This is a genomic window from Exilispira thermophila, assembly GCF_055389015.1.
In genome coordinates this window covers 827,849-852,022 of the sequence record NZ_AP042476.1, presented here as the reverse complement: position 1 = coordinate 852,022, position 24,174 = coordinate 827,849, and the positions used below count along the sequence as shown (strand labels likewise).

Below are 24,174 nucleotides of genomic sequence, written 5' to 3'. Positions count from 1 at the left end.
TATTATTAAGAAAAAGGGTATTGGAAATTTAAGTCTTGACTTTTAAAGTAATTTAATAATAATTCATTTAAGTTTATTTCGACCTTCTAATTGTTTGTTCCATTATTGGATACTTATTATTTTTATTTGTACACTTTTATTTTTATCATGAAATTTAAAATTAATAATAAAAAAATAATTCAAATATCAAATAAATTTTTATATGATAATGAATCTCCATATAAAGCAATAATAAGGATATTAGAATATATATTAAAAAAAGATAAAATATATATTTTAAGTAATATTGATTATATTGAACTATCATTGATAGAATATTTTAAATTTAAGTATTTTGTTCATTTATTAAAACAAAATTACCCCATTGAATATATAATTAAAAAAAGAGAATTTTATAATAATTCATTTTATGTTAATAAAAATGTGCTAATTCCAAGACCAGAAACTGAATTTTTAGTAGAAGAAGTTATTAATATTATTAAGAAAAATTTTATAAATACTCAAAAAATAAATTTAATTGAAATTGGTGTTGGAAGTGGATGTATTATTATTTCTTTAATTGATGAGATTAAAAAAGTTTATAACAATAATAGTAATCCAGAATTTACTTTTTATGGAACTGATATTTCCAGAAAATCGTTAAATGTTGCAAAAATAAATGAGAGTAATATTTTAAAAAAAAGTATTATAAAATGGATTAAAACTAACATTTTTAATAAAAGATATTTTGAAAAGGAAAAAATATTATTTGATATAATTATTTCAAATCCACCTTACATTTCAAAAAAAGATTACAAAATTCTTGATAAAAAAGTAAAAAAATATGAACCAAAGCTTGCTTTATATAGTATAGATAATGGTGATTATTTTTATAAGAATATATTTTTTAAAACTATAGATTTTCTAAAAATAGGTGGTTATTATGTTTTTGAAGTTGGTGATGATTATCAAGGAGAAAGAATAGCAAATTTTTTTAAAAAATATAACTTTAATTATTATTTTATTAAAGATTATAACAATATAAAAAGGGTTTTGGTTTTAACGAAAAATGGGTAATAAAGAAACTGAATTTAATAAATTTCTCAAAAAAGTTAAATCTGTTCAAAACTTAAAATATGATTTAATTAAAAAAGCACTTTATTTTTCTGATGAAAAGCATAAAGGTCAAAAAAGGTTATCTGGTGAAGATTATGTTATGCACCCATTAGCAGTTGCTAATATTTTAGTTGACCTTCATCTTGATAGTGACACTGTAATAGCAGGATTGCTTCATGATGTTTTAGAAGATACAAATACAACTGAAGATGAAATTAAAAATCAATTTAATGAAACTATATTAAAATTAATCAAAGGTGTAACAAAAATATCTTTTATTAAAACAAATTATAAATTTGTTCATGAATATGAAAATTTAAGAAAATTTTTATTTTCTATAATTGATGATGTCAGGGTTTTAATGATCAAACTTGCTGATAGACTACATAATATGAGAACTCTCTCTGCACAACCTCAACCAAAACAGATTGAAATTGCAAAAAATACACTTGAAATTTATGCTCCATTAGCTGCAAGGCTTGGTCTTGAATGGATGAAAAACGAGTTAGAAGACCTTTGTTTATATTATCTTGATCAAAAAAGTTATAGTTACATAAAAGAAAATGTAGCAATGAAAAAGGTTGAAAGAGAAAAAAATATTAATGAAATAAAGGAAAATATAAAAAAACTTTTAAATAATGAAGGAATATTTAAATTTGCAATAAAAGGTAGAGCAAAACATTTTTATTCAATTTATAAAAAAATAAATGAACAAAATAAAACATTTGAAGAAATTTATGACCTCTATGGTATCAGGATAATTACAGAGGATATAAAAGAATGTTATTCTATTTTAGGTATTATTCATAGCCATTATAAACCAATACCAGGAAGATTTAAAGATTACATTGCTATACCAAAATCAAATTTCTATCAATCGTTACATACAACCTGCATAGATGATAAAAAAAGAAAACTTGAGATACAAATTAGAACTTATGAGATGGATAGAATAGCTGAATATGGTATTGCTGCACACTGGATGTATAAAGAAAATATAACTGATTTTGAAAAAATACAAAATGAAATAAAAATATTTTCAAAATTAAGGGAATGGAATAAAGATGATTTTGCATCTTCAAAATTGATGGAAAATTTAAAATCTGATATTCTTCAAGAAGATATTTTTGTTTTTACTCCTAAAGGAGACGTTGTTGAACTTCCAAAAGGGTCAACTGTTCTTGATTTTGCCTTTGCGATTCATACAGATATTGGATTAAGTGCAATTGGTGGTAAAATTAATGGAAAATTTGTACCTTTGAGAAAAGTTCTCCGGAATGGTGATGTAGTTGAAATATTAACCTCATCAAAAAAAGTTTCTTCATATGACTGGATAGACATTGTAAAAACAAGAAAAGCAAAAGTTAAACTTAAAAGCTATTTTAATAAATTAATTACTGAAAATAAAACACAGAAAGTAAAAGTTGAGAAAGAGATTATAAAAAATATTCCTCCAACAATAGTTATTAACAAAAATGAAGTTAAACAAAAGGTCAAAGAGAAAAAAACTCCTAAAGAAATTTATATAATGGGGGAAAAAAATATTGTTTTTGAATTTGCAAAATGTTGCAATCCAGAGCCTGGTGATAAAATTATTGGGGTAGTATCAACAAAAAAAAGGGCAATTATTGTACATAAATTCGATTGTCCGCAAATTAAAAATATTGAAAAAAACAAAAATAAAATAATCCATATTACCTGGAATGACCCTTTTAAAAAGTTTACAAGAAAATATAGAGTCATATCTTCAGGAATTACTACAAATATTATTACAGATCTTTTACTTACAGTTGATAAGATCAATTTAATATTAAAGTGTATGAAAATGGAAGTAAAATCTGAAAAAATATTTTGTGATCTAACACTTGAAACAAAATCGGAAGAAAATTTTAAACTTTTTGAAGAAATATTAAAAAAAGAAAAAATAAAAATGGATTTTTTCAGGATTAATTAAAACTATTAAAAATATGTACTAATTAATTTTATTATTTAAGATATATTATTTATTGTATCAAAATAAATATTATTTAGTAAATAATAGTTAATGAAAATAAAACTTACATGCTATGAATAAAAGTATGAAAAAGGCAGAATAAATTATTAAAGCAAATAAACAAAAACATAAAAGAAATGAAAAAAACAGGATATTAAAATAATGTATGTTAATCTAATTTTTAATATACCTTTGGATAAGAAATTCATTTACCATGTTCCTGAAAAAATTAAAGATAAAGTCTCTATTTTTAAAAGAGTTAAAGCTCCATTTGGAAAGAGGAAACAATTAATTGGAATAATAATTGATGTTATTGACAAAGAAACTATTGATGAAGAATTTGAAATTAAAGATATTTATTCTGTTATAGATGAAGATATTCCAATAGAAGAAAAAGATTATATATTTGCAAAATGGATATCTAAAAACAACTTTTGTTCCCTTGGTGAAGTTCTTCCACTTTTTTATACTAGAGGAAAAATTCCGAAATCTATTGATTTAAGACAATATATTGATAAAAAAGAAATTAAAAATAGTGACAACAATAGTAACATAAGTAATACCATAAATAATGATGAAAATAATAGTAAAAATAATAATGAAAATAATAATGAAAATCAAAATGCTGAATATAAAAAAAATGATTCCAAAATTAAGACATTACAACTTACAGAAAAACAGAATGAAATATATAATAAAATTAAAAAATCTATTGATAATAATGAACAAAGAAGTTTTTTAATATTTGGTGTAACTGGAAGTGGAAAAACTGAGATTTATTTACATGTAATTTCTGATATTATAAAAAAAAATAAGCAGGTAATATTACTTATACCTGAAATAGCATTAACTTCTCAGGTTATTAGATACTTTTTTGATAGACTTGGAAATGAAATTGCAGTTATTCATTCTTATTTAAAACAATCAGAAAAACTTTATCAATACAATCTCATTAGAGAAAATAAAGCAAAAATAATTATTGGCCCAAGGTCAGCACTATTTGCACCTGTAAGAAATTTAGGTGGTATTATTATAGATGAGGAACATGATGATTCATATAAATCAGATAAAAAGCCACGATATCATACAAGACTTTTAGCTTTAAAAAAATGTGTTGATAATAATGCAATTTTAATTATGGGGTCTGCTACTCCATCTATAGAAACATTTTATTTTGCAAAAAAAGGATTTTTTACACTTTTTGAATTAAATGAAAGATACAATAAAAATTCTTTACCTGATATAGAAATAATTGATTTAAAAACAAGTGAAAAAGCTGGAAATTTTTATATTACAAAGAAACTTTATGCTGAAGTTAAAAAGACATTAGAAAATGATGAAAAAGTGATTCTATATTTAAATAGAAGAGGTTTTTCCAATATAGTTACATGCCTTGATTGTGGAGAACCAATTTACTGTCCAAAATGTTCAATTCCAATGACATATCATAAATCTAAAAATATTTTAAAATGCCATTATTGTAATTTTGAAATGGAGAATATAAAAAATTGTCCTTATTGTGGATCTGAAAATTTGAGATATAAAGGTGTTGGTACTGAAAAGATTGAAGAAGATTTAAAGGAGATATTTAAAAATTATAATATTGAAAGATTTGATGCAGATTCAGTTAAAGAAAAAGGTGGGCACAATAAAATATTAAATGCATTTCGAAGAGGTGAAATTGATGTTTTAATAGGAACTCAGATGATAACAAAAGGGCATCATTTCCCTGAAGTTACTCTTGTAGGTGTTATTAATGGAGATACATTTTTAAATTTTCCAGATTTTAGAGCAAATGAAAAAACATTTCAAACTTTAGTTCAGGTTGCAGGTAGAGCAGGAAGAGGTGAAAAAAAAGGAAAAGTATTAATCCAGACTATGAGACCCGACCATTATGCAATAAATCTTATACAAAATCAAGATTATAAAAAGTTTTATGAAAATGAAATAAAAGTTAGAAAAGAAGGATTTTATCCACCATTCTCCAGAATTTTAAGAATTTTGGTTAGAAGTAAAAATGAAGATAAAGCATACAACTATATAAAAGAAATTTCTCTTTTTATTAAAAAATTGGTGTTAAAAGGAAATTCAAAATATAAATTTAAAATAAATGTTGTTGGACCTTCTGCTGCACCATTTGAAAAAATAGATGAAAATTTTAGGTTTCATTTAATTTTAAAATCCAATAGCACTAAATTTCTTCTATTTATAGGAACACAAGTTTTACATGAATTTCCAAATAAAAATAAATGTTATGTTGAAATTGATCTGGATCCGGTTAGTATGTTGTAAAAATTTAAGTTATATTTAAAAGTAAATAAGAATTATTATAAAACTATAATAGAAATTAAATAATAAATCTAAAATAGAAAAGAAATAATATATCCAAAACATAAAATAAATAAAAGATCTAAAATGAAAAAGAAACAAAAGGGATTAAATGAAAACTAATAAATCAAATTTAGAATTTAAATTAAGTAAATATTTTCAAATTATTATTTTTTATATAATTTTTGCTTTATACAACATTTTATGGATAATCTTTTTACCGCTGATTTTTATATTTTTTTTAATCAATCCATATTTGAATTTTGATATATTAAAGAGATTTGGATTTTATAAATTTAAAATTCAAAAAAAATGTCTTGTCCATGGTTCATCAAGTGGTGAAGTAAAAATTAGTTTTGATTTATTTAAAAATAGAGCTAATTATACAACTTTTAATAAGGATGGATATCTATTTTTAAAGAAACAAAAAATAAAACCTGTTCCATTAGTTTTTGATAATATAGTTTCTACATATATTTTTTTAAAAAGAAATAAAATAGAAAATATATATTTTATTGAACAGGAGATATGGCCTTCTTTAATATTAGCTGCAAAATTTTTAAATATAAAAATTTATATATTAAATGGGATAATTTATAAAAGATCTTTTAAATCAATGAAATTTGTTAAATTTTTTTATTCTTACCTTTTTTCCAGATTTGACATTATTTTTGTTAGAGATAAGAAACAAAAAGAGCTTTTTTCAATTTTTGTTGATGAAGAAAAACTCAAAATTTGTGGAAATTTAAAATTAAATATTAATAAAAATGAATTAATTAGAGATTTTAAAGAAAAATCAAAGATTTTATCTTTTTTTTCTAAACCAATACTTTTATTTGCTTCTATCCATCAACAGGAGTATAAATTTATTAAAAAAATAATAGATAATTTAAAAGATAGTTATTTTTTTATGTTAGTTCCAAGAAAAATTAATGAATCTTTACTGTTAAAATCAATGTTACAAAACAATCACAAAGTTTGTCTTTTTTCAGAAGTAAGTAACAATTTGAAAAATGAAATAGAGGAAAATGAATTAATTAAATTAGTTTATAAAACATACAAAACATATAATATTATTATTGTTGACAAAATAGGTATTTTAAAAAAACTCTATGCGTTTGCTTATATTTCATATATTGGTGGTTCTTTTATAAAAAAAGGGGGGCAAAATTTTATTGAATCTTTAGTAAAATATACTCCAGCAATTGTGGGAGATTATATATATAATTTTGAAGATCTTTTTAATCAATTTAAAAACAAAGGTGTAATTAAAATAAATAAAGATAATTTAATTTCATTTTTGCAAGATAAAAATATGATAAAAAAGTCATATAATTATTTGCCTCAAGCAATAAATATCCTTAAAAATAGTAGCTCTTTAAGAGTATCATTAAATAATTTTTTAAATTGTGAATAAGTTGTTAATAAATCAATGCACTATATTAATATTTTTGTTATAAAAACAGAATAAAAATTAATATATACTTGTATCCCTTGATAATAAAGATTCCTGAACTATATTAATTAAACGATAAAAAATAATTAAATAAATTAAGTTTGTTTAGACCTGTGAATAAATTGTGAGTTTTAACAAAATAACTTAATTTATATTAAATTGTTTGGTTCTCTTTCATAATGTATGGATAGTTATTCTAAATCTCCTGCAATTTGTAATATTTTTAATTTAAGATAATTATTATCTTTATAACCATATCCTCTCTTTAATAATGTTTTTATTACATTATTTAATCCTTCCGCTTTACTATTTGATATTGGATATTTAAACCAATTTAATAATTTATCTATTCTCTTTTCTATCTTCTTTGCAAATCTTTTTAAATATTTATATTCACTTGATAATACCATATTCAACCAGTTTAATAGCATCTTTAAAGCTTCCTTTACTGTATATAGCCTGCTAAATGTTGATAAAAAGTCTTCTTTCATAAGATATATTTCATATAAAGGTTTATTTAATTTCTTTAATTTTTCTATGTACTGTCTCCCATTTAAATCTAGTTTTGAATATCTTTTTAATATTATCCATCTCATATGCTTCTTAATAAATAACCCTATCTTTGAATGATAATTGTTTTTGATAAGTTCTTCTTTCTTCTTCTATTGCTTTATTTAATAACCTTGATATATGAAATTTATCATATACTATACTAACTTTCCCTTTAAAATAATTATTTATTGCACTTTCATAAGGCTTCCATAAATCCATTGTTACTACTTGAAGGTTTTTAATTTTTTTATCTAAACTTTCTAATCCTCTAATACAATCACTGTGTTTTCTTCCTTTTTCTAACCAGATAACTTTTGACCTTTCATTATCTATAAATACTCATAAATATTTATGTCCCTTTTTATATGATACTTCATCTATACTCATTTTATTTACTTCTGGCAATTTAGAAATATGTGTTTCAAATTTCTTAGTTAGCATATTTTTATCAATCCTATAAATACTTGATTCTGATATACCTGTTATTTGTGATATTGATTTGTTATCTAACTTTTTGCTATATCTTAATATTTCTTCCCCTAAATATATTGAATAAGTTTTTTTAGGATCAGTAAAGTCAAGTTTTTCAGTTAATACTTTGTTACATTTTTTACAGTTTACTCTTCTTAATTTAAATTTTAAATAAATAATTCTTCCCAACAAAAATCCTATTTTAATTTCTCTATATTTTGAATCATAAATACTACATTCTGTTCTGCATATTGGACAAATAGGTTTATTTTTATGATTAACTTCAATAATAATTTTATTTTCAATTAATTTTATGTTATCAAATAAAAATCCTTGAATTTTAAATAAAACTGTTATAATTTTTTCTAATATCATTTTTTTTCTCCCTGTACTAATTTTTTTTAGTATGGGGAGAAATTATTTTTTTTAAACTTTTTTTTTATCCACTCATTTTGAAATTGAACCAATTGTTTTTAAAAATAAAAAGCAATAAACATAATAAATACCATTAATATTATGGTGTAACAAAAATTTAATTATTATCTAAAATAACAAAATTGTATTTTTTATTATAAAAAAGTAAATAAAAATAAAAAAGAATTAAATTAATAAATATTTATAATTCCTGTATATTTACGATAAATTAAAAAAATGTTATAAAAATAATTTATTATGAGGATTTTTTTGAAAAAAAGTTATTTTATATTTTTTATTCTTTTTACTTTTATTTTATTGTTTATTTCTGCTTCATCTAATTTAACAGGAATTGCTAAGGTATACGATAGTTCTTATATAGGCAAAACATTATCCTCAGGTATTATTTATAATCCAGATGAATATATTGCTGGTTCTAATAAATTTGATTATTTTTCTGTTTTATTAATTGAGAATCTTACAAATAACAAAAAAACTATTGTATACATTGTTGACAAAATTGAACCTAAATCTCCTGATACAATAATATATCTTTCTTCCAGAGCAGCAAAAGAATTGGGTGAAATTACCAGAACTGAGTTTCCTGTTAAAATCACCTTACTTAAAAAAATTAATAAAGAAAATTATTTAGAAATGATAAAACAGAATGAAAGTAATGAAAAAAATGCAACAAATGAAGTAAAGGGAAATTATTTTATTCAGGTTGGTGCATTTTATGTTAAGAAAAATGTAGATGAGGTTAAAACAAAACTTATATCTCTTGGATTTAATGTAACCATTAAAGAGAAAAAAGTTAATAATAAAATTCTTTATAAAATTTTAGTTGGTCCATACACTAAAACAGAAGCACAGGATGTTCTTATTTTGATTAAAAAGCTTGGATTTAAAGATTGCTTTATTTTAAAAATGTGATATAGAAAATTTTATGAAAATCATTGTTTTATCAGATATACATTATCCAGGTAGACTTAAAAATCTTCCTGATTTTACAAAAATTCTACAATCAGCAGAATATGTTTTTGCTTTAGGTGATTTTACTAAAATGGATGTTATCGATCTTTTATCTGTCTCAACTGACAACATCGATATTGTTTATGGTAACATGGATGAACCTGTTATAAAAAATTATTATCCACAAAAAAAGATTATTAGATTATTTGGTAAAAAAATTGGAATTATTCATGGATGGGGTCCACCCTGGGGATTAAGAAAAAAATTAATTCCTGTGTTTGAAGAAAAACCTGATATTATTTTTTATGGTCATACACATGTTTTTTATGATGGAATCCAGGATAATATTCATTTTATTAATCCTGGTGCTTTTGTTGATGGTGATTATATTGAAGTTGAATTTTCTTTAGATAAATTTGAGATAATTAGGAAAAATTGGAAAAAAAATATTATCAAATAATGTTTTATTAAACAAATTTTTAAGAAATAATTTATGAAACAATTTGATTTTAATTCTATATCAAAAAATGAATTAATAAATTCTTTATACAAACTAAAAAATTCGAATATTTTAGTTATAGGTGATTTAATACTTGATGAATATATTTTCGGTGATGTTGAAAGGATATCTCCTGAAGCGCCAGTTCCAATAATAAATGCAAAAAATAGAACATACCATATAGGTGGTGCTGGAAATGTATTAAGGCATCTTAAAAATATTGGGTGTAAATATTATTTTATTTCTGTTGCAGGGAAAGATCAATATGAAAAAAATTTAAATTTACTACTAAATAATTATATAAATAAAGATAAAAATAATATATTTATATTTAAAGATGAAAATAGAAAAACAACAAGAAAAATCAGAATTATTTCTCAAAATCAACAACTTTTGAGAATTGATTGGGAAGATACCCATGATATAGATTATGAATATGTTCAAAGAATTATAGATGAAATTTCGAAAATTATTTATAAATTAGATGCTATAATTATTTCAGATTATGGAAAAGGAGCTATAACTAAAAAACTTCTTAACTTTCTATTTAAAATAAACAAAAATAATATTCCAATAATTGTAGATCCTAAAAAAGATGACTTTTCTTTTTATAAGAATTCATATTGTATTACACCAAATATTAAAGAAAGTGAAAGAGCAGTAAAATTTAAATTAAATGATTTTGATGATTTTGTTAGAGCAGGAAAAAAAATAATAGACATAGCTAATTTAGAATATCTTTTAATGACCCTTTCAGATAAAGGGATGTTATTATTTGATAGAAAAAATAATTTAGAAACAAGAATTCCTGTTGTACCTGTTGAAGTTAGTGATGTTACAGGAGGTGGTGATACTGCTATAAGTTACTTTACAGCATCAATTGCAAGTGGTAATTTACCAGAAATTTCAGCACTTATATCTTCTATTGCTTCATCAATTACTGTTCGTCATCTTGGAGTATATCCTCCATCTTTGAATGAAGTTGAAGAACAGATAAATCTAATGTTTTCTTAACAAAAAGATGTTATTTTAATTGACAAATCCAATACATTATTTTCAATTGACTATTTCCTTTTTTAAACCATATTTAAATTATGAAAAATAATTTTTTTTTAATTATATTTATTTCTATTTTAATTACAATATTGACAATGTTTTCAGGAACCTCAAGAAATATAGAATACAGTTTTAATTTAAACAATATTTATGAAGGTTCTTTACAAAAAATTGAGTTTAATAATTTAGATAGTAAATTTCATTATTACATGGAAGTTTTATTGGATAAAAAATATAGTTATAATCTATTTAGTGTTAATAATAAAAATATTTTTATTTTTGGAATTCCTTTAAATTACAAAGGAAAAGGTAAAATAAGAATTTATAAATACGATAAAAATAGAAAAAATAGTTTTTTAGTTTTAGAAATATATTTTAATATTAAAGAATTAACTAGAAAAACAACAAATTTAACGATAAATAAAAAATATGTTTCAAAAAAAGTTGATAAAAAATTGTTAAATAGAATTGAAAATGAATATTTTTTAGTAAATGAGAAAAAGAAAGAATTTATTAATAAAAAATACTTTTCAGGAATTCCTATTTTTCCAATAAAAAATGGAAAAATAAGTTCCCCATTTGGTGCTATAAGAGTTTTTAATGGAATAAAAAAAAGTGAGCATCATGGAGTAGATATATCTTCTCCAATTGGTACACCAATTTATAGTACTTTTGGAGGAAAGGTAACATTGATTAAAAATTTGTATTATAGTGGAAATACAATAATTATTAATAGTGGTTATGGATTAGTTTTTGTATATGCACATTTAAGTAAAACAATGGTAAAAGAAGGAGAAACAGTAGTAAAAGGACAGAAAATAGGAGAGGTAGGAAAAACTGGAAGAGTTACAGGTCCTCATTTACATTTTGGTATGTATATAAATAATATATGTGTGGATCCATTATCACTTTTTGAAGTATTCAAATAGAAAATTGTTTTTTAAAATAAAGAATAGGCAAAGCAACCTTACTGGCAATATGACAGAAAAAAAGTAAAAACTCCAAAATTTAGAATCAAAGAATGGGATTATTATGCGGCTATTTCACACAAGTGAAAATGCAATATTTTATATAATGAGAAAATGTTTGAGTTAAAAAATATTTTAGGTTTTGCTGAAGATGTATTAAATGTTTAGTGATATTTTTCCATTTAGAAAATTTTAGTTAACTTTTTTAAATAAAAAACAAACTTACTTTAAAAAATTGGTTCAATTTCAAAATGAGTGGATAAAAAAAAAGTTTAAAAAAAATAATTTCTCCCCATACTAAAAAAAAATAGTACAGGGAGAAAAAAAATGATACTAGAAAAAATTATAACAGTTTTATTTAAAATTCAAGGATTTTTATTTGATAACATAAAATTAATTGAAAATAAAATTATTATTGAAGTTAATCATAAAAATAAACCTATTTGTCCAATATGCAGAACAGAATGTAGTATTTATGATTCAAAATATAGAGAAATTAAAATAGGATTTTTGTTGGGAAGAATTATTTATTTAAAATTTAAATTAAGAAGAGTAAACTGTAAAAAATGTAACAAAGTATTAACTGAAAAACTTGATTTTACTGACTCTAAAAAAACTTATTCAATATATTTAGGGGAAGAAATATTAAGATATAGCAAAAAGTTAGATAACAAATCAATATCACAAATAACAGGTATATCAGAATCAAGTATTTATAGGATTGATAAAAATATGCTATCTAAGAAATTTGAAACACATCTTTCTAAATTGCCAGAAGTAAATAAAATGAGTATAGATGAAGTATCATATAAAAAGGGACATAAATATTTTACAGTATTTATAGATAATGAAAGGTCAAAAGTTATCTGGTTAGAAAAAGGAAGAAAACACAGTGATTGTATTAGAGGATTAGAAAGTTTAAGTAAAAGAATTGAAAACCTTCAAGTAGTAACAATGGATTTATGGAAACCTTATGAAAGTGCAATAAATAATTATTTTAATGGGAAAGTTAGTATAGTATTTGATAAATTTCATATATCAAGGTTATTAAATAAAGCAATAGAAGAAGAAAGAAGAGCTTATCAAAAACAATTATCATTCAAAGAAGGGTTATTTATTAAGAAACATATGAGATGGATAATATTAAAAAGATATTCAAAATTAGACTTAAATGGCAAGCAATACATAGAAAAATTAAAGAGATTAAATAAACCATTATATGAAATATATCTTATGAAAGAGGATTTTTTATCTATATTTGGCAGGATATATACATTAAAAGAAGCTTTAAAGATGCTATTAAACTGGTTGAATATGGTATTATCAAGTGAATATAAATATTTAAAAAGATTTGCAAAGAAGATAGAAAAGAGAATAGATAAATTATTAAATTGGTTTAAATATCCAATATCAAATAGTAAAGCGGAAGGATTAAATAATGTAATAAAAACATTATTAAAGAGAGGATATGGTTATAAAGATAATAATTATCTTAAATTAAAAATATTACAAATTGCAGGTGATTTATAATAACTATCCATACATTATGAAAGAGAACCAAAAAATTAATGAAAAATTATTTTAATAAATCAATAATAACATTTTTAGTTTCTTTCATATTATAACCAACTGCTTGTGATAAATAATTTTTGATTTTTTCAATATCGCTTTTTAATGATACTGCATTAGTATTTTCATTTGTAACCAATTGAGTAGCAAGATTCTGGTTTAATTGCTTTTCTTGTTGTGAATATTGCTTTATAATAGAATTCAAGTTGTTTCTATTAGTAGTAATATTTTTTAGTTCATTTTGGTTAAATAAAGGCTTTTGGTTATAAGTAGCATTTTGAATAGTAGAAAGATTGTTATTATTATTGAAATTTTGTAAATAAGAAATCTTTTGTTGAATCTTAGAAAGTTCCTCCTGAGTTGAAAAAGTTTTTCTAATATTATTAACTTGATTGGTAACAGCTGTTTTATTAACAGAATTCGAATTTTTGTTAAGATTTGAAGTTACCTTTGATCTTACAGAATTAACTTTACTTTTAAGATCGTTGACTCTCCTTAGAGAATTGGCATTCTCTTTGTTAATCTTCATAACCTACCTCCCTGTTTATAATGGACATATTTTGATATAAAAACAATAATTTATAATTAAAAAATGTCAATAGGTTGAAAATAAAAAAAATTTTAATATACTCTCAATGTGAAAAAAAAGGGCATTTTATTATTTATATTAATTTTTATTGTAATTATTTTGTATTCTAAAAAAATATTATTACTTCCGCAAAATAAAGATATAAATTTTCCTGAAATTATTAAAATAGGATATTTTTTTGAAAAAAATCCATTTTTTTATTATGATTTATCAGAAAGCACTTTTAAAGGTTATGAGATTGACTTTTTAAGGTATTTTTTCAATAAATTTTTAAAAAATAAATTAGAAAATAGTGATTATATTAAAAATAAAAATGAAAAAGAAAATACATATAGTTTTAAGTTTTATAAAATTCAAATTAATGATATTCCTTATAATCTAGATTTTATTATTGGAGGGTTAATATATTCAAATTATTTAAATAATATAACAAAAAATTATATTAAAATATTTTATTATCAAGATAATATATTACTTTTAAGAAATAGAAACTTTCAAGAATTACCATTTAATGAAATAAATAAAAAGAAAATAAAAATTGGTGTAAAATTATACACAAAAGGGTTTTATCTTTTTCAAGATATACCTAATATTACAAAATTTTCTTTTTATAGTGACCTTTTAAACAATTTAAACAATGGTAATTTGAAATATGCTCTAATTGATCAATATGATTTAAAGTTTGTAAATTTAAAAAATTATAATAATATTTCATTACAGAATGCAATATATAAAGAAGATTATGTTATTCTGTTAAATTTTAAATATTCTAAATATGAAGATATAATTAAGGATTCAATTGTGTCTTTTAAAGGAGATTATAATGATTAATGTTGGCGTAATTGGAACTGGCCATATGGGGGAATACCATGTAGCAATATTAAAATATTTACATAATAATCAAAAGGTAAATTTTGTTGGTATCTGCGATATAAATGCAAAAAGATTAGAACAGGTAAGTAAAAAATATGAGGTAAAAGCATTTAATAATGCTGATGAACTTTTAGAAAAAATTGATGCAGTAAATATAGCTGTATGGACATCAAAACACTATGAAGTGACAAAGAATGCTCTATTGCATAATGTTAATGTTTTAGTAGAAAAACCATTTGCACATTTATATGGTTTAGCTGATGAAGTTGCTAATCTTGCAAAGAAAAAAAATCTTGTTTTACAGGTAGGACATGTTGAAAGATTTAATGGTGCAGTAGTTGAACTTAGAAAAAAATACATAAAAAATCCGATTTATTTTGAAGCAAAGAGATTTTCACCTAAATCTGATAAAGTTAGAGATACTGGTGTTATATTAGATCTAATGGTTCATGATATTGATATTATTTTAAATTTAAATAATTCAAAACTAATATTTGTTAATGGGTTTGCCAAAAAAATTTATACAGAGTATGAAGACTTTGCAACTGCTTTATTAGGTTTTGAAGATGGTTCATTTGCTACTATTACAAGTTCCAGAGCGAGTTTTGTTAAGCAAAGAGCTTTAGAAATATCTCAAAAATCTAATTTTATAAAATTAAATTACGATACACAGGAAATTGAAATTTATAGAAAAAGTTCAACTCTTTTTGAAGTTGATCAAAGAGAAATTATTTATCATAGAGGATCTTTTATTGAAAAAATTGCTGTTTATGTTGAAAATGCACTTAGAGATGAAATTGTACATTTTATCAATTGTGTAGAAGGTAAAGAAAAACCATTAGTTGAAAATGAAAATGATCTATTTGTATTAAAAACGACATTGCAGGTAATTAAAAAAGCAGGAGAGAAAAACAATTTTAAATATGAGGTGGATGTATGAATTTAGCAATTTTAGGAGCTACTGGAGTTGTTGGACAGAAAATGATGGAAGTTCTTGAACAATTTCAAGAAATTAAAATTGAAAATCTATATCTTTTTGCATCAAGTGCAAGTGAAGGGAAAGAGTTATATTTCAATGGTAAAAAACTATATGTTGAAACATTAAATGATGAAAATTTGTTTTCTAAAAAATTAGATGCTGTATTAATTGCTTCTGGTAATTCAATTTCAGAACAATATTCTCCAAAACTTGCTGAAAAAGGTATTTTTGTAATTGATAATTCTTCAAGGTTTAGATTAACAGAGGGGGTTCCTCTTGTTATCCCTGAAATTAATATTGAATCTATTAAAAATAATAAACTAATTGCAAATCCAAATTGTTCAACAATACAACTTGTCATAAGCATCTATCCAATTTACAAAAAATTTGGTATTGAATCTATTTTTTGTGCTACCTATCAATCTGTAGCAGGAGCAGGTAAAAAAGCTTTAGAAGATTATGATGAACAGGTAAAACAAAAAGCTAACAATAAAGAATTAATTGCAAATTATTTTAATTTCCCTATTTTAGGAAACATTATCCCTCAAATTGATGTTTATTTTGAAGAAGGGTATTATTCTGAATTTACAAAAGAAGAAGTTAAAATAATTGAAGAAACAAAAAAAATTTTAAACGATAATGATATATTTGTTAATAGCATAGCTGCTAGAGTGCCTGTAAGAATTTGTCATTCTGAAGCTGTTTTTTTTAAAACAAAAACTGAAACAAATGTAAAAGAGATTGAAGAAGTTTTATCAAATTTTAAAGGGATTAAAGTTTTAAATGATACTAAAAATGCATTATATCCTATGCCATATTATCTGGAAGATACTGATGAAGTTTATGTAGGTAGAATAAAAGGACATCCGGGTAGCAAAAAACAATTCTCCTTATGGAATGTAGCTGATAATTTAAGAAAAGGCGCTGCTACTAATGCTATACAGATTTTAGAATATGTGTATAAAAAATTTTTTAAATAGAAAATAGATAAAAGGAGATATTAAAATGAGAAATTTAAATGAGTTAGTAGAAAAAGCAAAAGGGAAAAATGTTAAAGCGATTGTTGCAGGAGCTAATGATTCTCATGTATTAGAAGCAGTTAAACATTCTTATGAAAATAAAATCATTGACCCAATTCTAGTAGGTCCAAAAGTTGAAATTGAAAAAGTTGCTCAATCCTTAAATTTTGATATTTCAAATTTTCAAATCATTGAAGCAAGTGATGAAAAAGATATTGCTGTAAAATCCGTTAAAGAAGTTGCAAAATATAATGATTCCATTTTAATTAAGGGTTTGATAAATACTGGTACAATTTTAAAATTTGTTTTAAATAAAGAATTTGGGTTAAATAGAGGGAATATCCTTTCACATGTTGCAATAATGGAAGTTCCAGAAAGAGACAAATTAATTTTATTAACAGATGCTGCTTTAAATATAAATCCTGACTTAAATCAAAAAATTGCAATATTAAATAATGCAGTTGAAGTTGCACATTCTATAGGAATTGAGAATCCAAAAGTTGCTATGATTGCACCAAATGAAAAAGTAAGCATGAAAATACAATCAACCATTGATGGTGCCATTATATCTAAAATGGCAGATAGAGGTGTAATAAAAAATTGTATTGTAGATGGTCCTTTAGCTTTAGATATAGCAATTTCTAATGAAGCTTTAAAAATAAAGAAAATAAATTCGAAAGTTAATGGAGAAGCAGATATATTAGTAGTTCCAAATATTGATGCAGGTAATGTACTTTATAAATCTTTAATCTATTTTGCAAAAGCACAAACTGCTGGAATTATTGTAGGAGCCTTAAAACCAGTTGTAGTAACATCTAGAGCTGACTCTGCTGAGTCAAAACTATTTTCAATATCACTTGCTTGTGTATATAATTTTTAAAAATAATTATTATATTTAAATATTTTATATACTTATTATTAAATAATATTCAATAATAAGCATTTTTTAAGAATTTATCTAAAAATAATTGTTCTTGTAATTAAATGTTTAAATATATTTATACGATTAATAAGATATAAAGTTGTAAAAATTATTTATTATTTATTTGAAAATTCTTTTAAGTATATTATTATAAATTAAAGAAAATAATTTTTTATCTGATATAGTTATATTTTTAAAATAATATTCTAAAATTATAATAAGGGATCATAATGTATAAAAAATTTAGATTAGAATTTTTATTTATTTTAATTTTTATAATGGTTGCATTGTTGTTTTTATATTCATGTCAAACTGGTAAAGCTGAGGTAAAAAAAGAAGAGAATACAATACAGCAGGAAGAAAAGACTGAGCAAGAATCTCAAAAAACAGAAGAGGAAACAAAAGAGGAAAAACCTGTTAACTTAGTCAATAAAGAATATGAAGGTGTTATTTTTGAAAATGTTCCAGAAAATCTTGATTTATCAGTTTTAAAAAAAGAACTTGAAACTTTTTTTCTTGAATATGAAAAAGTAGTATTGTCAAAAAACTATGACCAATGGTTAACAATGATTTCTCCAGGGTATTATAAAAGATATAATTCGTTAGATTATTTAAAAAAGATAAATGCAACTGCTTATGGGATATATAACATTAAACAATATTTTTTTAAAGTTGTATATGCATCCAGAGTTAGTTTAAATAATGGTGAACCATTAAAAATTTACAAAATTGTTTTTAAAGAAAATGATTTAGATAGAGCTATAGTATTGGTTAAGTTCGAAAATAAAATATTAAAATATTATTTCATTAAAATTGATCAAAAATGGAAGATCAGCATAAATGATGAATTTTTTGCTGACTAAATAGTATATAATACAGGAGGTTTTTATGAATAAAAAGCTTATTATTGTTCTGGTCTTTGTAGCAATATTTTCGATTTCAATTTTTGCCCAGGAGGGGGAGGATAATAATCCATACAATACAGAAGAACCTGAAAATTTAACCTTAGAGGAATTATTTTTAGGATTACAAAATATACCATTAGAATCTGTAAAGACTGTTATTGAAGCTGGTAATAATCATGATTTGTTACTAACAATGATTCAAGTATTAAAAAACAAAGGTGATGATGAATCAGTTGATTTATTAATGGATGTTCTTGATATTGGAATTAAAAATGTTTCTACACAGAACGGAAAAATTTTGAATGACTTTTGGGATGTTAGAGTTGAAGCTTGTATTGCTCTTGGTGAATTAAAAGCTAAAAAGGCTGTAAAAAAATTACAAGAAACTTTAATCTCAGATCCAGATCCAATTGTTAAAACTTATGCTGCAATAGCATTAGGCAAAATTGGTGATAAAAGTGCTGTACCTACACTTATAAATATGTTAAACTACTATAAATCAGAATATAGATCACAAACTGCACCATTATTTTATGGCATTATAGTTGCTCTTGGTGATTTAGGTGATCCTCAAGCATTTGCGATTCTTTTAGAAATTTCTCAAGGACCTTATCCTCAATTTATTAAACAAACTGCTATTACTTCAATTAAAAAAATACAAAGTAAGAGTTAAGATGCAAAAAAAAAGGGATGATTAATCATCCCTTTTTTTATTTTCTTTTACTTTATTTTCTAACTCTTGATATTTTTGATAAAATTGTTGTAAAAGAAAAGATAATTCTTGAAATTCATCATTTTTTCTAACTTTAAAACTTATATATTCATCACTTTTATTTTTACCTTCAAGAAGTATTCGCAAAGTTTTTTTAAATCTATATATTGGCCCTGCTATTTTATGCGAATATAAAAGACCAATAATAATACCAATAATAGAAGTAATTAAACCTGAAATTAAAATTATAGGAAATAATATTCTGAATAATGAAATTATATGTTGCTTACCATTTACAACTTTAATGTAAATAACTTTAAAATTATTAACATTAAGAGAGGTTGTAAAATAAACATATAATGCAGTAATTAATAGTGACAACCCAACTGATATTGTAATGATTTCAATATATGAAAGGATAAATTTACTTTGAAATTCTTTGTCAATAAATTTTGTTTTTCGCTTATAATTTTTAGATAATTTATTTTCTGATTTTTTTTTAGAAATTTTCATTATATTTTCCTTGATATATTTATAGAATTTAAGTAAAAACAAAATTTATAAAAAATTATAATAAAACATTAGTTAAAATAATTAACTATAATAATAATTATCTTCAAATAAAATAATAGTAAATATTTAAAATTTTACAATAATTTATTTTAATTTGTTATAAACAATCAAAACTATCTTTTTACCTCATTTGAAACAACTATTGGGTCACCTTTTTTGTATCTATTTTTTGATTTTTTTTGTAATAGAATATTAAAATATTTAGAATCGTTGAATTCAAGATTTGGCCTTTGAGTTATAAGATTATTAAAACCAAAATCATCTCCAATATTAATATTTTTTTTTGCATATATCCCTTTCCTTGCAAATTTTCTTTCATTTTTTTCTTTTCCAGTTAAGAAAGGTTCACCATTTCCAATAATCTTACTATAGTTATTTATTATAAATGATATAATCTTAAAATCTTGAGATTCTGTTGACATAGGATTGTCAGCAAATTCAAGTTTATTATTATCAGTAAAATGTTTTTCAATGACATCAGGTTCAAATTGTAATGAGAGAAGAGGTATCTCAATCCCCATAGAATGATCAGATAACCCTGTTTTATAACCAAATATTGTTTTTAATTCTTTAATTCTTTTTAAATTTGATATTTCAAATTTCTGGGGATATTCTACTTTACAATGTAATAATGTTATCTTATTTTTGAATTTACTTTCTGGATCAAGTATTGAAAGAGCTTCATTTATCTCTTCATTTGTGGAAACCCCTGTTGAAATAATAATTTCTAAACCATATTTGTATAAGATATTAGAATAGGATTTTAATAAAGGTATATCAGTTATTTCACCAGAAGCTACTTTTAAAAAACTTAATTTTTTAAAAATATCTATTTCAGTTTTCAAATAAAAATAATTTTTTAATGTTTCTAAATCTTCTTTTGAAAAAAAAGATATTCCAGATGGTATATTTAACTCAAAAGTGTAAAGAAGAAGATTAACAAATTCTTCATTACTTAAAAGTAGTTGATTTATAGAATGTTCAAAATTATTATCTAAATTTAATAAAGTTTTATAATTTTCAAGATTAATCAAATTATTTAAAGTAAAATATTGAAATTTTACACCCCATACATTTGAAGATTTAGCTAAATTCACAAGTTTTTTTGCTCGTTTTAATGATCCACCATGATTTAAACCGATTTCTGCAATTAATTTTGTGTTTAACATTTTTATAATCCATAAAACTGATATTTTTGTTTAAAAAAATTAAGTAAATTGTTATATTTTTTAAATTTATTATTGGTAAATATAAGTAAAATTTATATTCAAAATATTATTTATGAATTTTGATGAATTGTAGATTTAAATATTTCTAAAAGCTTTTGTTTTATAAAATTATCTCTTTCATTTTTATCTTTAAATTGATTAAGTTGATATATTTGAATCATTTTTTTGTCTTCAGTTAAAAAATAATACTTATTATCATTTTTTTCCCTCATTAAAAAAAATTTCAAATCATCAATTTGATGTGGTAAAACATAATAAATATGATTACAACATTCAACAAAATTATATTTTTCGTTTTTTTCTATATAAATATATTCATAAAGTTTTTGAATACAACATTTTAGATAACCAGCTTTAGCCATATTAACCTCCAGATATAGTTTAACATAATAATTTAAATTTTATACAAAAAATTTATTGTTTTTATTTTGATTTAAAAAAATCTTGACATTATTAATTATAATGTTAAAAAACAAAAAGTAATTGCGGGTTGGTGTAATGGTAGCACGACAGACTCTGGCTCTGTTTGTGAGGGTTCAACTCCTTCACCCGCAGTTATCTTTTATATTAATTAATATATACAGTTAAGAGTGTAAGAAAAGCTGTCTCAAAAATAATGAGGCAGCTTTTTTTATTATTTTAATGTAATTTTCTACTTTTAAAATTTGATTAAAATTTTTCTTGAATTTAAATCAGTTTTGACATAATATAAATTTATAAAAATGATTTAATCAACCATTTAATATATGTAGGAGATGTGATAAAAATCAATAGCAGGGGATAAAGAAACTGCTTTCAGGCAACGAAAATAAACCTGAAAGCAGATAGGCTTAGGTTCGACATTTAATTTGGTCAAAAAGACCGTTTAGGAGAATGAAGAGCCTACAGCCGAATCAACATAATAATCGGATTTTAACAATCCAGATTGAATAGGAGAATGGATTATTCTCTGTAATAAATATCGTAAAGAATCTGCTTTCAATTAAAAAAAAATAATTGGAGGAGGCAGATGAAACTATCAGTTGGAGTTGATTTACACAAGCATCAAATGACGGTATGTATAAAAAATTTAGAACAAAGGATTGCAGATATTAATTGGAAATTTTCTACAAAAAAAGAAGGATATATGGAATTTGTAAGATTGTTAAAGAAATTATCCCAACCAGAAGAAATTGAAATAGCAGTAGAATCTACAGGAAATACAAGATATTTCAAAAGAGAAATGGAAAATTATGGATTTAAAGTACATGTAGTAAATACCTTAAAGTTTAAAGTAATAAATGAATCAATAAACAAAACAGATAAACATGATGCAAGGACATTAGCAGAATTTTTATCAAAAGATATGATACCAGAAGTAAATTTATGTAAAGAAGATAGTAAAAATTTAAGAGATTTATTAAAGCATAGGTCAGTATTAAAAAAGACCAATGTAAGTTTAAAGAATCAAATACATGGAATAATGTTAGAAATGGGTATAGAAACAAAGAATGGACAGCTTAACACAAAAACAGGAAGGGTAAAAATTATAGAACAAATATCGGACCCAATAAAAAAAAGTATAGTATCAGGGATAATAAAAACAATAAATAGTATAGAAAGTTTAATATCAGAAATAGAGAAAGAGCTTTCAAAGATGACAGAAAAAGATGAAGCAGTAAGAATACTAAGGACAATACCAGGATGTGGATTGATAACTTCAATTACTTTAAGGGCTTACATAGATGACATAAATAAATTTAGTTCATATAAAAAGCTTTCTTCTTATTGTGGATTGGTACCATGGGTACAAAATTCAGCAGACAAAGAAAGATATGGGAATATAACTAAAAGAGGTTCACAAGAATTGAGAACAGCATTTGTACAGATGACAATGGGTATGATAAGGGTAAAAAGAGAAAGAGAAAATAGATATATGAAATCTTATAGAAATATGAAAAAAATAAAAGGAAGTGGAAAAGCAATAATAGCAACTTCAAGAAAGTTAAGTAAATTGGTATGGACATTATTAAAAAATGGTTGTGAATATGATCCAGTAAAATCAAATGATATATTGTTAAATAAAGATTATTCCGTTGCCTGAAAGCAATGATTTGAGGTTTTACCTCGTTTATATAAATTAGCAGATTTTTTGATATTTAATATTGATTTTTATAGGAGAAAATAATGTCAAAAATTAATGGTAGTAATATTTTAATTACGGGTGCAGCCAGTGGAATAGGGAGATTATTATCTTTTCATATTGTGAAAGAAGGTGGTAATTTAGTTTTGCTTGACATTAACAAAGCAGGATTAGAAGATTTAAAACAAGAATTATTAAAAACAAATAAAAATGTAAAAATTTTTATTTATAAAATTGATTTATCAAAAAAAGATGAAGTATTGGAAACTACTAAAAAAATTAAAAGTGACATAGGTTTTATTGATATAATTGTAAATAATGCTGGAATTGTTAATGGTAAATCTTTTATTGAAGCTGATATTGATGACATAGATAAAGGTTTTAGAATTAACACAATGGCTCATTTCTGGATTATTAAAAGTTTTATTGATTTAATGATTGAAAAAAATAGAGGTCATATAGTAACAATTTCTTCTGCAGCAGGTATTATAGGAGTAAAAAAACTTTCAGACTATTGTGCTTCAAAGTTTGCTGTTTTTGGATTAACTGAATCTTTAAGAATGGAATTTAAAAAAGATAATATTAATATTAAAACAACAATTGTTTCCCCTTTTTATATTGATACTGGAATGTTTAAAGGGGTAAAAACTAAGGTTCCATGGTTATTACCAATTTTAAAACCTGAAAAAGTAGCTTTAAAAATTTTTAAAGCAATAAAAAAAGATAAACCATTATTATTAATGCCTCCTATTGTAAAATCTGTATGGTTTTTTAGATTATTTTCTGTTAGTTTTTTTGACTGGATTGCAAATTTTTTAGGCATTAATAATACTATGGATGAATTTAAAGGTAGAGATAAGTAAAGAATAGGAGATAAA

Annotated in this window: 24 protein-coding genes, 1 tRNA gene and 1 pseudogene; 19 read left to right on the top strand and 7 right to left on the bottom strand. The window is 22.9% G+C overall.

Annotation, left to right across the window (positions count from 1 at the left end; genetic code table 11):
- The first annotated feature begins 147 nt into the window (after window positions 1-147).
- The 4 genes from prmC to ACZ5EC_RS03685 all read left to right on the top strand — a co-directional run bounded on the left by prmC (window position 148) and on the right by ACZ5EC_RS03685 (window position 6,833).
- A complete protein-coding gene (gene prmC, locus ACZ5EC_RS03700) occupies window positions 148-1,056 on the top strand; it encodes a peptide chain release factor N(5)-glutamine methyltransferase (protein WP_464303615.1) in 909 nt (302 codons plus the stop codon).
- Complete coding sequence (locus tag ACZ5EC_RS03695; protein ID WP_464303614.1) at window positions 1,049-3,049, top strand: RelA/SpoT family protein; 2,001 nt, start codon at window positions 1,049-1,051, stop codon at window positions 3,047-3,049. Before prmC ends, ACZ5EC_RS03695 begins: the two co-directional genes overlap by 8 nt.
- 201 nt (window positions 3,050-3,250) lie before the next feature.
- Complete coding sequence (priA, locus tag ACZ5EC_RS03690) at window positions 3,251-5,380, top strand: replication restart helicase PriA (RefSeq protein WP_464303613.1); 2,130 nt, start codon at window positions 3,251-3,253, stop codon at window positions 5,378-5,380.
- A 148-nt stretch (window positions 5,381-5,528) separates the two neighbouring features.
- Window positions 5,529-6,833, top strand: coding sequence for a 3-deoxy-D-manno-octulosonic acid transferase (locus ACZ5EC_RS03685; protein ID WP_464303612.1), 1,305 nt, complete (start codon window positions 5,529-5,531; stop codon window positions 6,831-6,833).
- Between the two features lie 230 nt (window positions 6,834-7,063).
- On the opposite strand, the gene ACZ5EC_RS03680 is transcribed toward ACZ5EC_RS03685, so the two are convergent.
- From ACZ5EC_RS03680 to ACZ5EC_RS03670, 3 genes are read right to left on the bottom strand one after another with little or no spacing between them, the layout of a single operon-like run.
- Window positions 7,064-7,468 (bottom strand): ISL3 family transposase, encoded by a 405-nt coding sequence (locus tag ACZ5EC_RS03680; protein WP_464303611.1) that lies wholly within the window; start codon window positions 7,466-7,468, stop codon window positions 7,064-7,066.
- Window positions 7,469-7,475: 7 nt separating this feature from the next.
- A complete protein-coding gene (locus tag ACZ5EC_RS03675; RefSeq protein WP_464304150.1) occupies window positions 7,476-7,757 on the bottom strand; it encodes a transposase in 282 nt (93 codons plus the stop codon).
- Window positions 7,758-7,763: 6 nt separating this feature from the next.
- Window positions 7,764-8,270 (bottom strand): DUF6431 domain-containing protein, encoded by a 507-nt coding sequence (locus ACZ5EC_RS03670; RefSeq protein ID WP_464303610.1) that lies wholly within the window; start codon window positions 8,268-8,270, stop codon window positions 7,764-7,766.
- A gap of 309 nt (window positions 8,271-8,579) precedes the next feature.
- Here ACZ5EC_RS03670 and ACZ5EC_RS03665 point away from each other — a divergent pair, with 309 nt between their 5' ends.
- From ACZ5EC_RS03665 to ACZ5EC_RS03640, 6 genes and pseudogenes are all read left to right on the top strand, one after another.
- Entirely contained in the window at window positions 8,580-9,242 is a 663-nt protein-coding gene (locus tag ACZ5EC_RS03665; protein ID WP_464303609.1) for an SPOR domain-containing protein, read from the top strand.
- A gap of 13 nt (window positions 9,243-9,255) precedes the next feature.
- On the top strand, window positions 9,256-9,741 hold the full coding sequence (locus tag ACZ5EC_RS03660; protein WP_464303608.1) for a metallophosphoesterase family protein: 486 nt from the start codon (window positions 9,256-9,258) through the stop codon (window positions 9,739-9,741).
- Between the two features lie 33 nt (window positions 9,742-9,774).
- A complete protein-coding gene (locus tag ACZ5EC_RS03655; protein WP_464303607.1) occupies window positions 9,775-10,794 on the top strand; it encodes a bifunctional heptose 7-phosphate kinase/heptose 1-phosphate adenyltransferase in 1,020 nt (339 codons plus the stop codon).
- A gap of 80 nt (window positions 10,795-10,874) precedes the next feature.
- A complete protein-coding gene (locus ACZ5EC_RS03650; RefSeq protein WP_464303606.1) occupies window positions 10,875-11,765 on the top strand; it encodes a M23 family metallopeptidase in 891 nt (296 codons plus the stop codon).
- 39 nt (window positions 11,766-11,804) lie between these two features.
- Window positions 11,805-11,891 (top strand): annotated as a pseudogene (locus tag ACZ5EC_RS03645) (hypothetical protein); the annotation flags it as partial.
- Between the two features lie 240 nt (window positions 11,892-12,131).
- Complete coding sequence (locus ACZ5EC_RS03640) at window positions 12,132-13,334, top strand: ISL3 family transposase (protein ID WP_464302846.1); 1,203 nt, start codon at window positions 12,132-12,134, stop codon at window positions 13,332-13,334.
- 46 nt (window positions 13,335-13,380) lie between these two features.
- Here the strand turns inward: ACZ5EC_RS03640 and ACZ5EC_RS03635 are convergent, their stop codons facing one another.
- Complete coding sequence (locus tag ACZ5EC_RS03635; RefSeq protein WP_464303605.1) at window positions 13,381-13,902, bottom strand: hypothetical protein; 522 nt, start codon at window positions 13,900-13,902, stop codon at window positions 13,381-13,383.
- Between the two features lie 159 nt (window positions 13,903-14,061).
- Here ACZ5EC_RS03635 and ACZ5EC_RS03630 point away from each other — a divergent pair, with 159 nt between their 5' ends.
- The 6 genes from ACZ5EC_RS03630 to ACZ5EC_RS03605 all read left to right on the top strand — a co-directional run bounded on the left by ACZ5EC_RS03630 (window position 14,062) and on the right by ACZ5EC_RS03605 (window position 19,333).
- Complete coding sequence (locus tag ACZ5EC_RS03630) at window positions 14,062-14,793, top strand: hypothetical protein (protein WP_464303604.1); 732 nt, start codon at window positions 14,062-14,064, stop codon at window positions 14,791-14,793.
- Complete coding sequence (locus tag ACZ5EC_RS03625) at window positions 14,786-15,775, top strand: Gfo/Idh/MocA family oxidoreductase (RefSeq protein WP_464303603.1); 990 nt, start codon at window positions 14,786-14,788, stop codon at window positions 15,773-15,775. Before ACZ5EC_RS03630 ends, ACZ5EC_RS03625 begins: the two co-directional genes overlap by 8 nt.
- Window positions 15,772-16,794 (top strand): aspartate-semialdehyde dehydrogenase, encoded by a 1,023-nt coding sequence (locus ACZ5EC_RS03620; RefSeq protein ID WP_464303602.1) that lies wholly within the window; start codon window positions 15,772-15,774, stop codon window positions 16,792-16,794. The genes ACZ5EC_RS03625 and ACZ5EC_RS03620 overlap by 4 nt, the downstream gene beginning before the upstream one ends.
- 25 nt (window positions 16,795-16,819) lie before the next feature.
- On the top strand, window positions 16,820-17,713 hold the full coding sequence (locus tag ACZ5EC_RS03615) for a bifunctional enoyl-CoA hydratase/phosphate acetyltransferase (RefSeq protein WP_464303601.1): 894 nt from the start codon (window positions 16,820-16,822) through the stop codon (window positions 17,711-17,713).
- A 272-nt stretch (window positions 17,714-17,985) separates the two neighbouring features.
- A complete protein-coding gene (locus ACZ5EC_RS03610) occupies window positions 17,986-18,618 on the top strand; it encodes a hypothetical protein (RefSeq protein ID WP_464303600.1) in 633 nt (210 codons plus the stop codon).
- Window positions 18,619-18,643: 25 nt separating this feature from the next.
- A complete protein-coding gene (locus tag ACZ5EC_RS03605) occupies window positions 18,644-19,333 on the top strand; it encodes a HEAT repeat domain-containing protein (protein ID WP_464303599.1) in 690 nt (229 codons plus the stop codon).
- Between the two features lie 21 nt (window positions 19,334-19,354).
- On the opposite strand, the gene ACZ5EC_RS03600 is transcribed toward ACZ5EC_RS03605, so the two are convergent.
- The 3 genes from ACZ5EC_RS03600 to ACZ5EC_RS03590 form a co-directional block, all read right to left on the bottom strand.
- Window positions 19,355-19,885: a hypothetical protein gene (locus ACZ5EC_RS03600; RefSeq protein ID WP_464303598.1), complete on the bottom strand. Its 531-nt coding sequence runs from the start codon at window positions 19,883-19,885 to the stop codon at window positions 19,355-19,357.
- A 173-nt stretch (window positions 19,886-20,058) separates the two neighbouring features.
- Entirely contained in the window at window positions 20,059-21,114 is a 1,056-nt protein-coding gene (locus tag ACZ5EC_RS03595) for an N-acetylneuraminate synthase family protein (protein ID WP_464303597.1), read from the bottom strand.
- Between the two features lie 110 nt (window positions 21,115-21,224).
- Complete coding sequence (locus ACZ5EC_RS03590; RefSeq protein WP_464303596.1) at window positions 21,225-21,536, bottom strand: hypothetical protein; 312 nt, start codon at window positions 21,534-21,536, stop codon at window positions 21,225-21,227.
- Between the two features lie 122 nt (window positions 21,537-21,658).
- Here ACZ5EC_RS03590 and ACZ5EC_RS03585 point away from each other — a divergent pair.
- The 3 genes from ACZ5EC_RS03585 (at window position 21,659) to ACZ5EC_RS03575 (ending at window position 24,159) form a co-directional block, all read left to right on the top strand.
- Window positions 21,659-21,729, top strand: a tRNA-Gln gene (locus ACZ5EC_RS03585).
- A gap of 454 nt (window positions 21,730-22,183) precedes the next feature.
- Window positions 22,184-23,257, top strand: a complete 1,074-nt coding sequence (locus tag ACZ5EC_RS03580; protein WP_464301847.1) for an IS110 family RNA-guided transposase — start codon at window positions 22,184-22,186, stop codon at window positions 23,255-23,257.
- An 83-nt stretch (window positions 23,258-23,340) separates the two neighbouring features.
- Window positions 23,341-24,159 carry an SDR family oxidoreductase gene (locus tag ACZ5EC_RS03575; protein WP_464303595.1) on the top strand — a complete coding sequence of 273 codons (819 nt, stop codon included), beginning with the start codon at window positions 23,341-23,343 and terminating at the stop codon, window positions 24,157-24,159.
- Window positions 24,160-24,174 lie beyond the last annotated feature (15 nt).

Bases quoted from the DNA above. Each gene is read 5' to 3' on its own strand.
- prmC (WP_464303615.1), top strand. From the start codon at position 148: ATGAAATTTAAAATTAATAATAAAAAAATAATTCAAATATCAAATAAA.
- ACZ5EC_RS03695 (WP_464303614.1), top strand. From the start codon at position 1,049: ATGGGTAATAAAGAAACTGAATTTAATAAATTTCTCAAAAAAGTTAAA.
- priA (WP_464303613.1), top strand. From the start codon at position 3,251: ATGTATGTTAATCTAATTTTTAATATACCTTTGGATAAGAAATTCATT.
- ACZ5EC_RS03685 (WP_464303612.1), top strand. From the start codon at position 5,529: ATGAAAACTAATAAATCAAATTTAGAATTTAAATTAAGTAAATATTTT.
- ACZ5EC_RS03680 (WP_464303611.1), bottom strand. From the start codon at position 7,468: ATGAGATGGATAATATTAAAAAGATATTCAAAACTAGATTTAAATGGG.
- ACZ5EC_RS03670 (WP_464303610.1), bottom strand. From the start codon at position 8,270: ATGATATTAGAAAAAATTATAACAGTTTTATTTAAAATTCAAGGATTT.
- ACZ5EC_RS03660 (WP_464303608.1), top strand. From the start codon at position 9,256: ATGAAAATCATTGTTTTATCAGATATACATTATCCAGGTAGACTTAAA.
- ACZ5EC_RS03655 (WP_464303607.1), top strand. From the start codon at position 9,775: ATGAAACAATTTGATTTTAATTCTATATCAAAAAATGAATTAATAAAT.
- ACZ5EC_RS03650 (WP_464303606.1), top strand. From the start codon at position 10,875: ATGAAAAATAATTTTTTTTTAATTATATTTATTTCTATTTTAATTACA.
- ACZ5EC_RS03640 (WP_464302846.1), top strand. From the start codon at position 12,132: ATGATACTAGAAAAAATTATAACAGTTTTATTTAAAATTCAAGGATTT.
- ACZ5EC_RS03635 (WP_464303605.1), bottom strand. From the start codon at position 13,902: ATGAAGATTAACAAAGAGAATGCCAATTCTCTAAGGAGAGTCAACGAT.
- ACZ5EC_RS03625 (WP_464303603.1), top strand. From the start codon at position 14,786: ATGATTAATGTTGGCGTAATTGGAACTGGCCATATGGGGGAATACCAT.
- ACZ5EC_RS03620 (WP_464303602.1), top strand. From the start codon at position 15,772: ATGAATTTAGCAATTTTAGGAGCTACTGGAGTTGTTGGACAGAAAATG.
- ACZ5EC_RS03615 (WP_464303601.1), top strand. From the start codon at position 16,820: ATGAGAAATTTAAATGAGTTAGTAGAAAAAGCAAAAGGGAAAAATGTT.
- ACZ5EC_RS03610 (WP_464303600.1), top strand. From the start codon at position 17,986: ATGTATAAAAAATTTAGATTAGAATTTTTATTTATTTTAATTTTTATA.
- ACZ5EC_RS03605 (WP_464303599.1), top strand. From the start codon at position 18,644: ATGAATAAAAAGCTTATTATTGTTCTGGTCTTTGTAGCAATATTTTCG.
- ACZ5EC_RS03600 (WP_464303598.1), bottom strand. From the start codon at position 19,885: ATGAAAATTTCTAAAAAAAAATCAGAAAATAAATTATCTAAAAATTAT.
- ACZ5EC_RS03595 (WP_464303597.1), bottom strand. From the start codon at position 21,114: ATGTTAAACACAAAATTAATTGCAGAAATCGGTTTAAATCATGGTGGA.
- ACZ5EC_RS03590 (WP_464303596.1), bottom strand. From the start codon at position 21,536: ATGGCTAAAGCTGGTTATCTAAAATGTTGTATTCAAAAACTTTATGAA.
- ACZ5EC_RS03580 (WP_464301847.1), top strand. From the start codon at position 22,184: ATGAAACTATCAGTTGGAGTTGATTTACACAAGCATCAAATGACGGTA.
- ACZ5EC_RS03575 (WP_464303595.1), top strand. From the start codon at position 23,341: ATGTCAAAAATTAATGGTAGTAATATTTTAATTACGGGTGCAGCCAGT.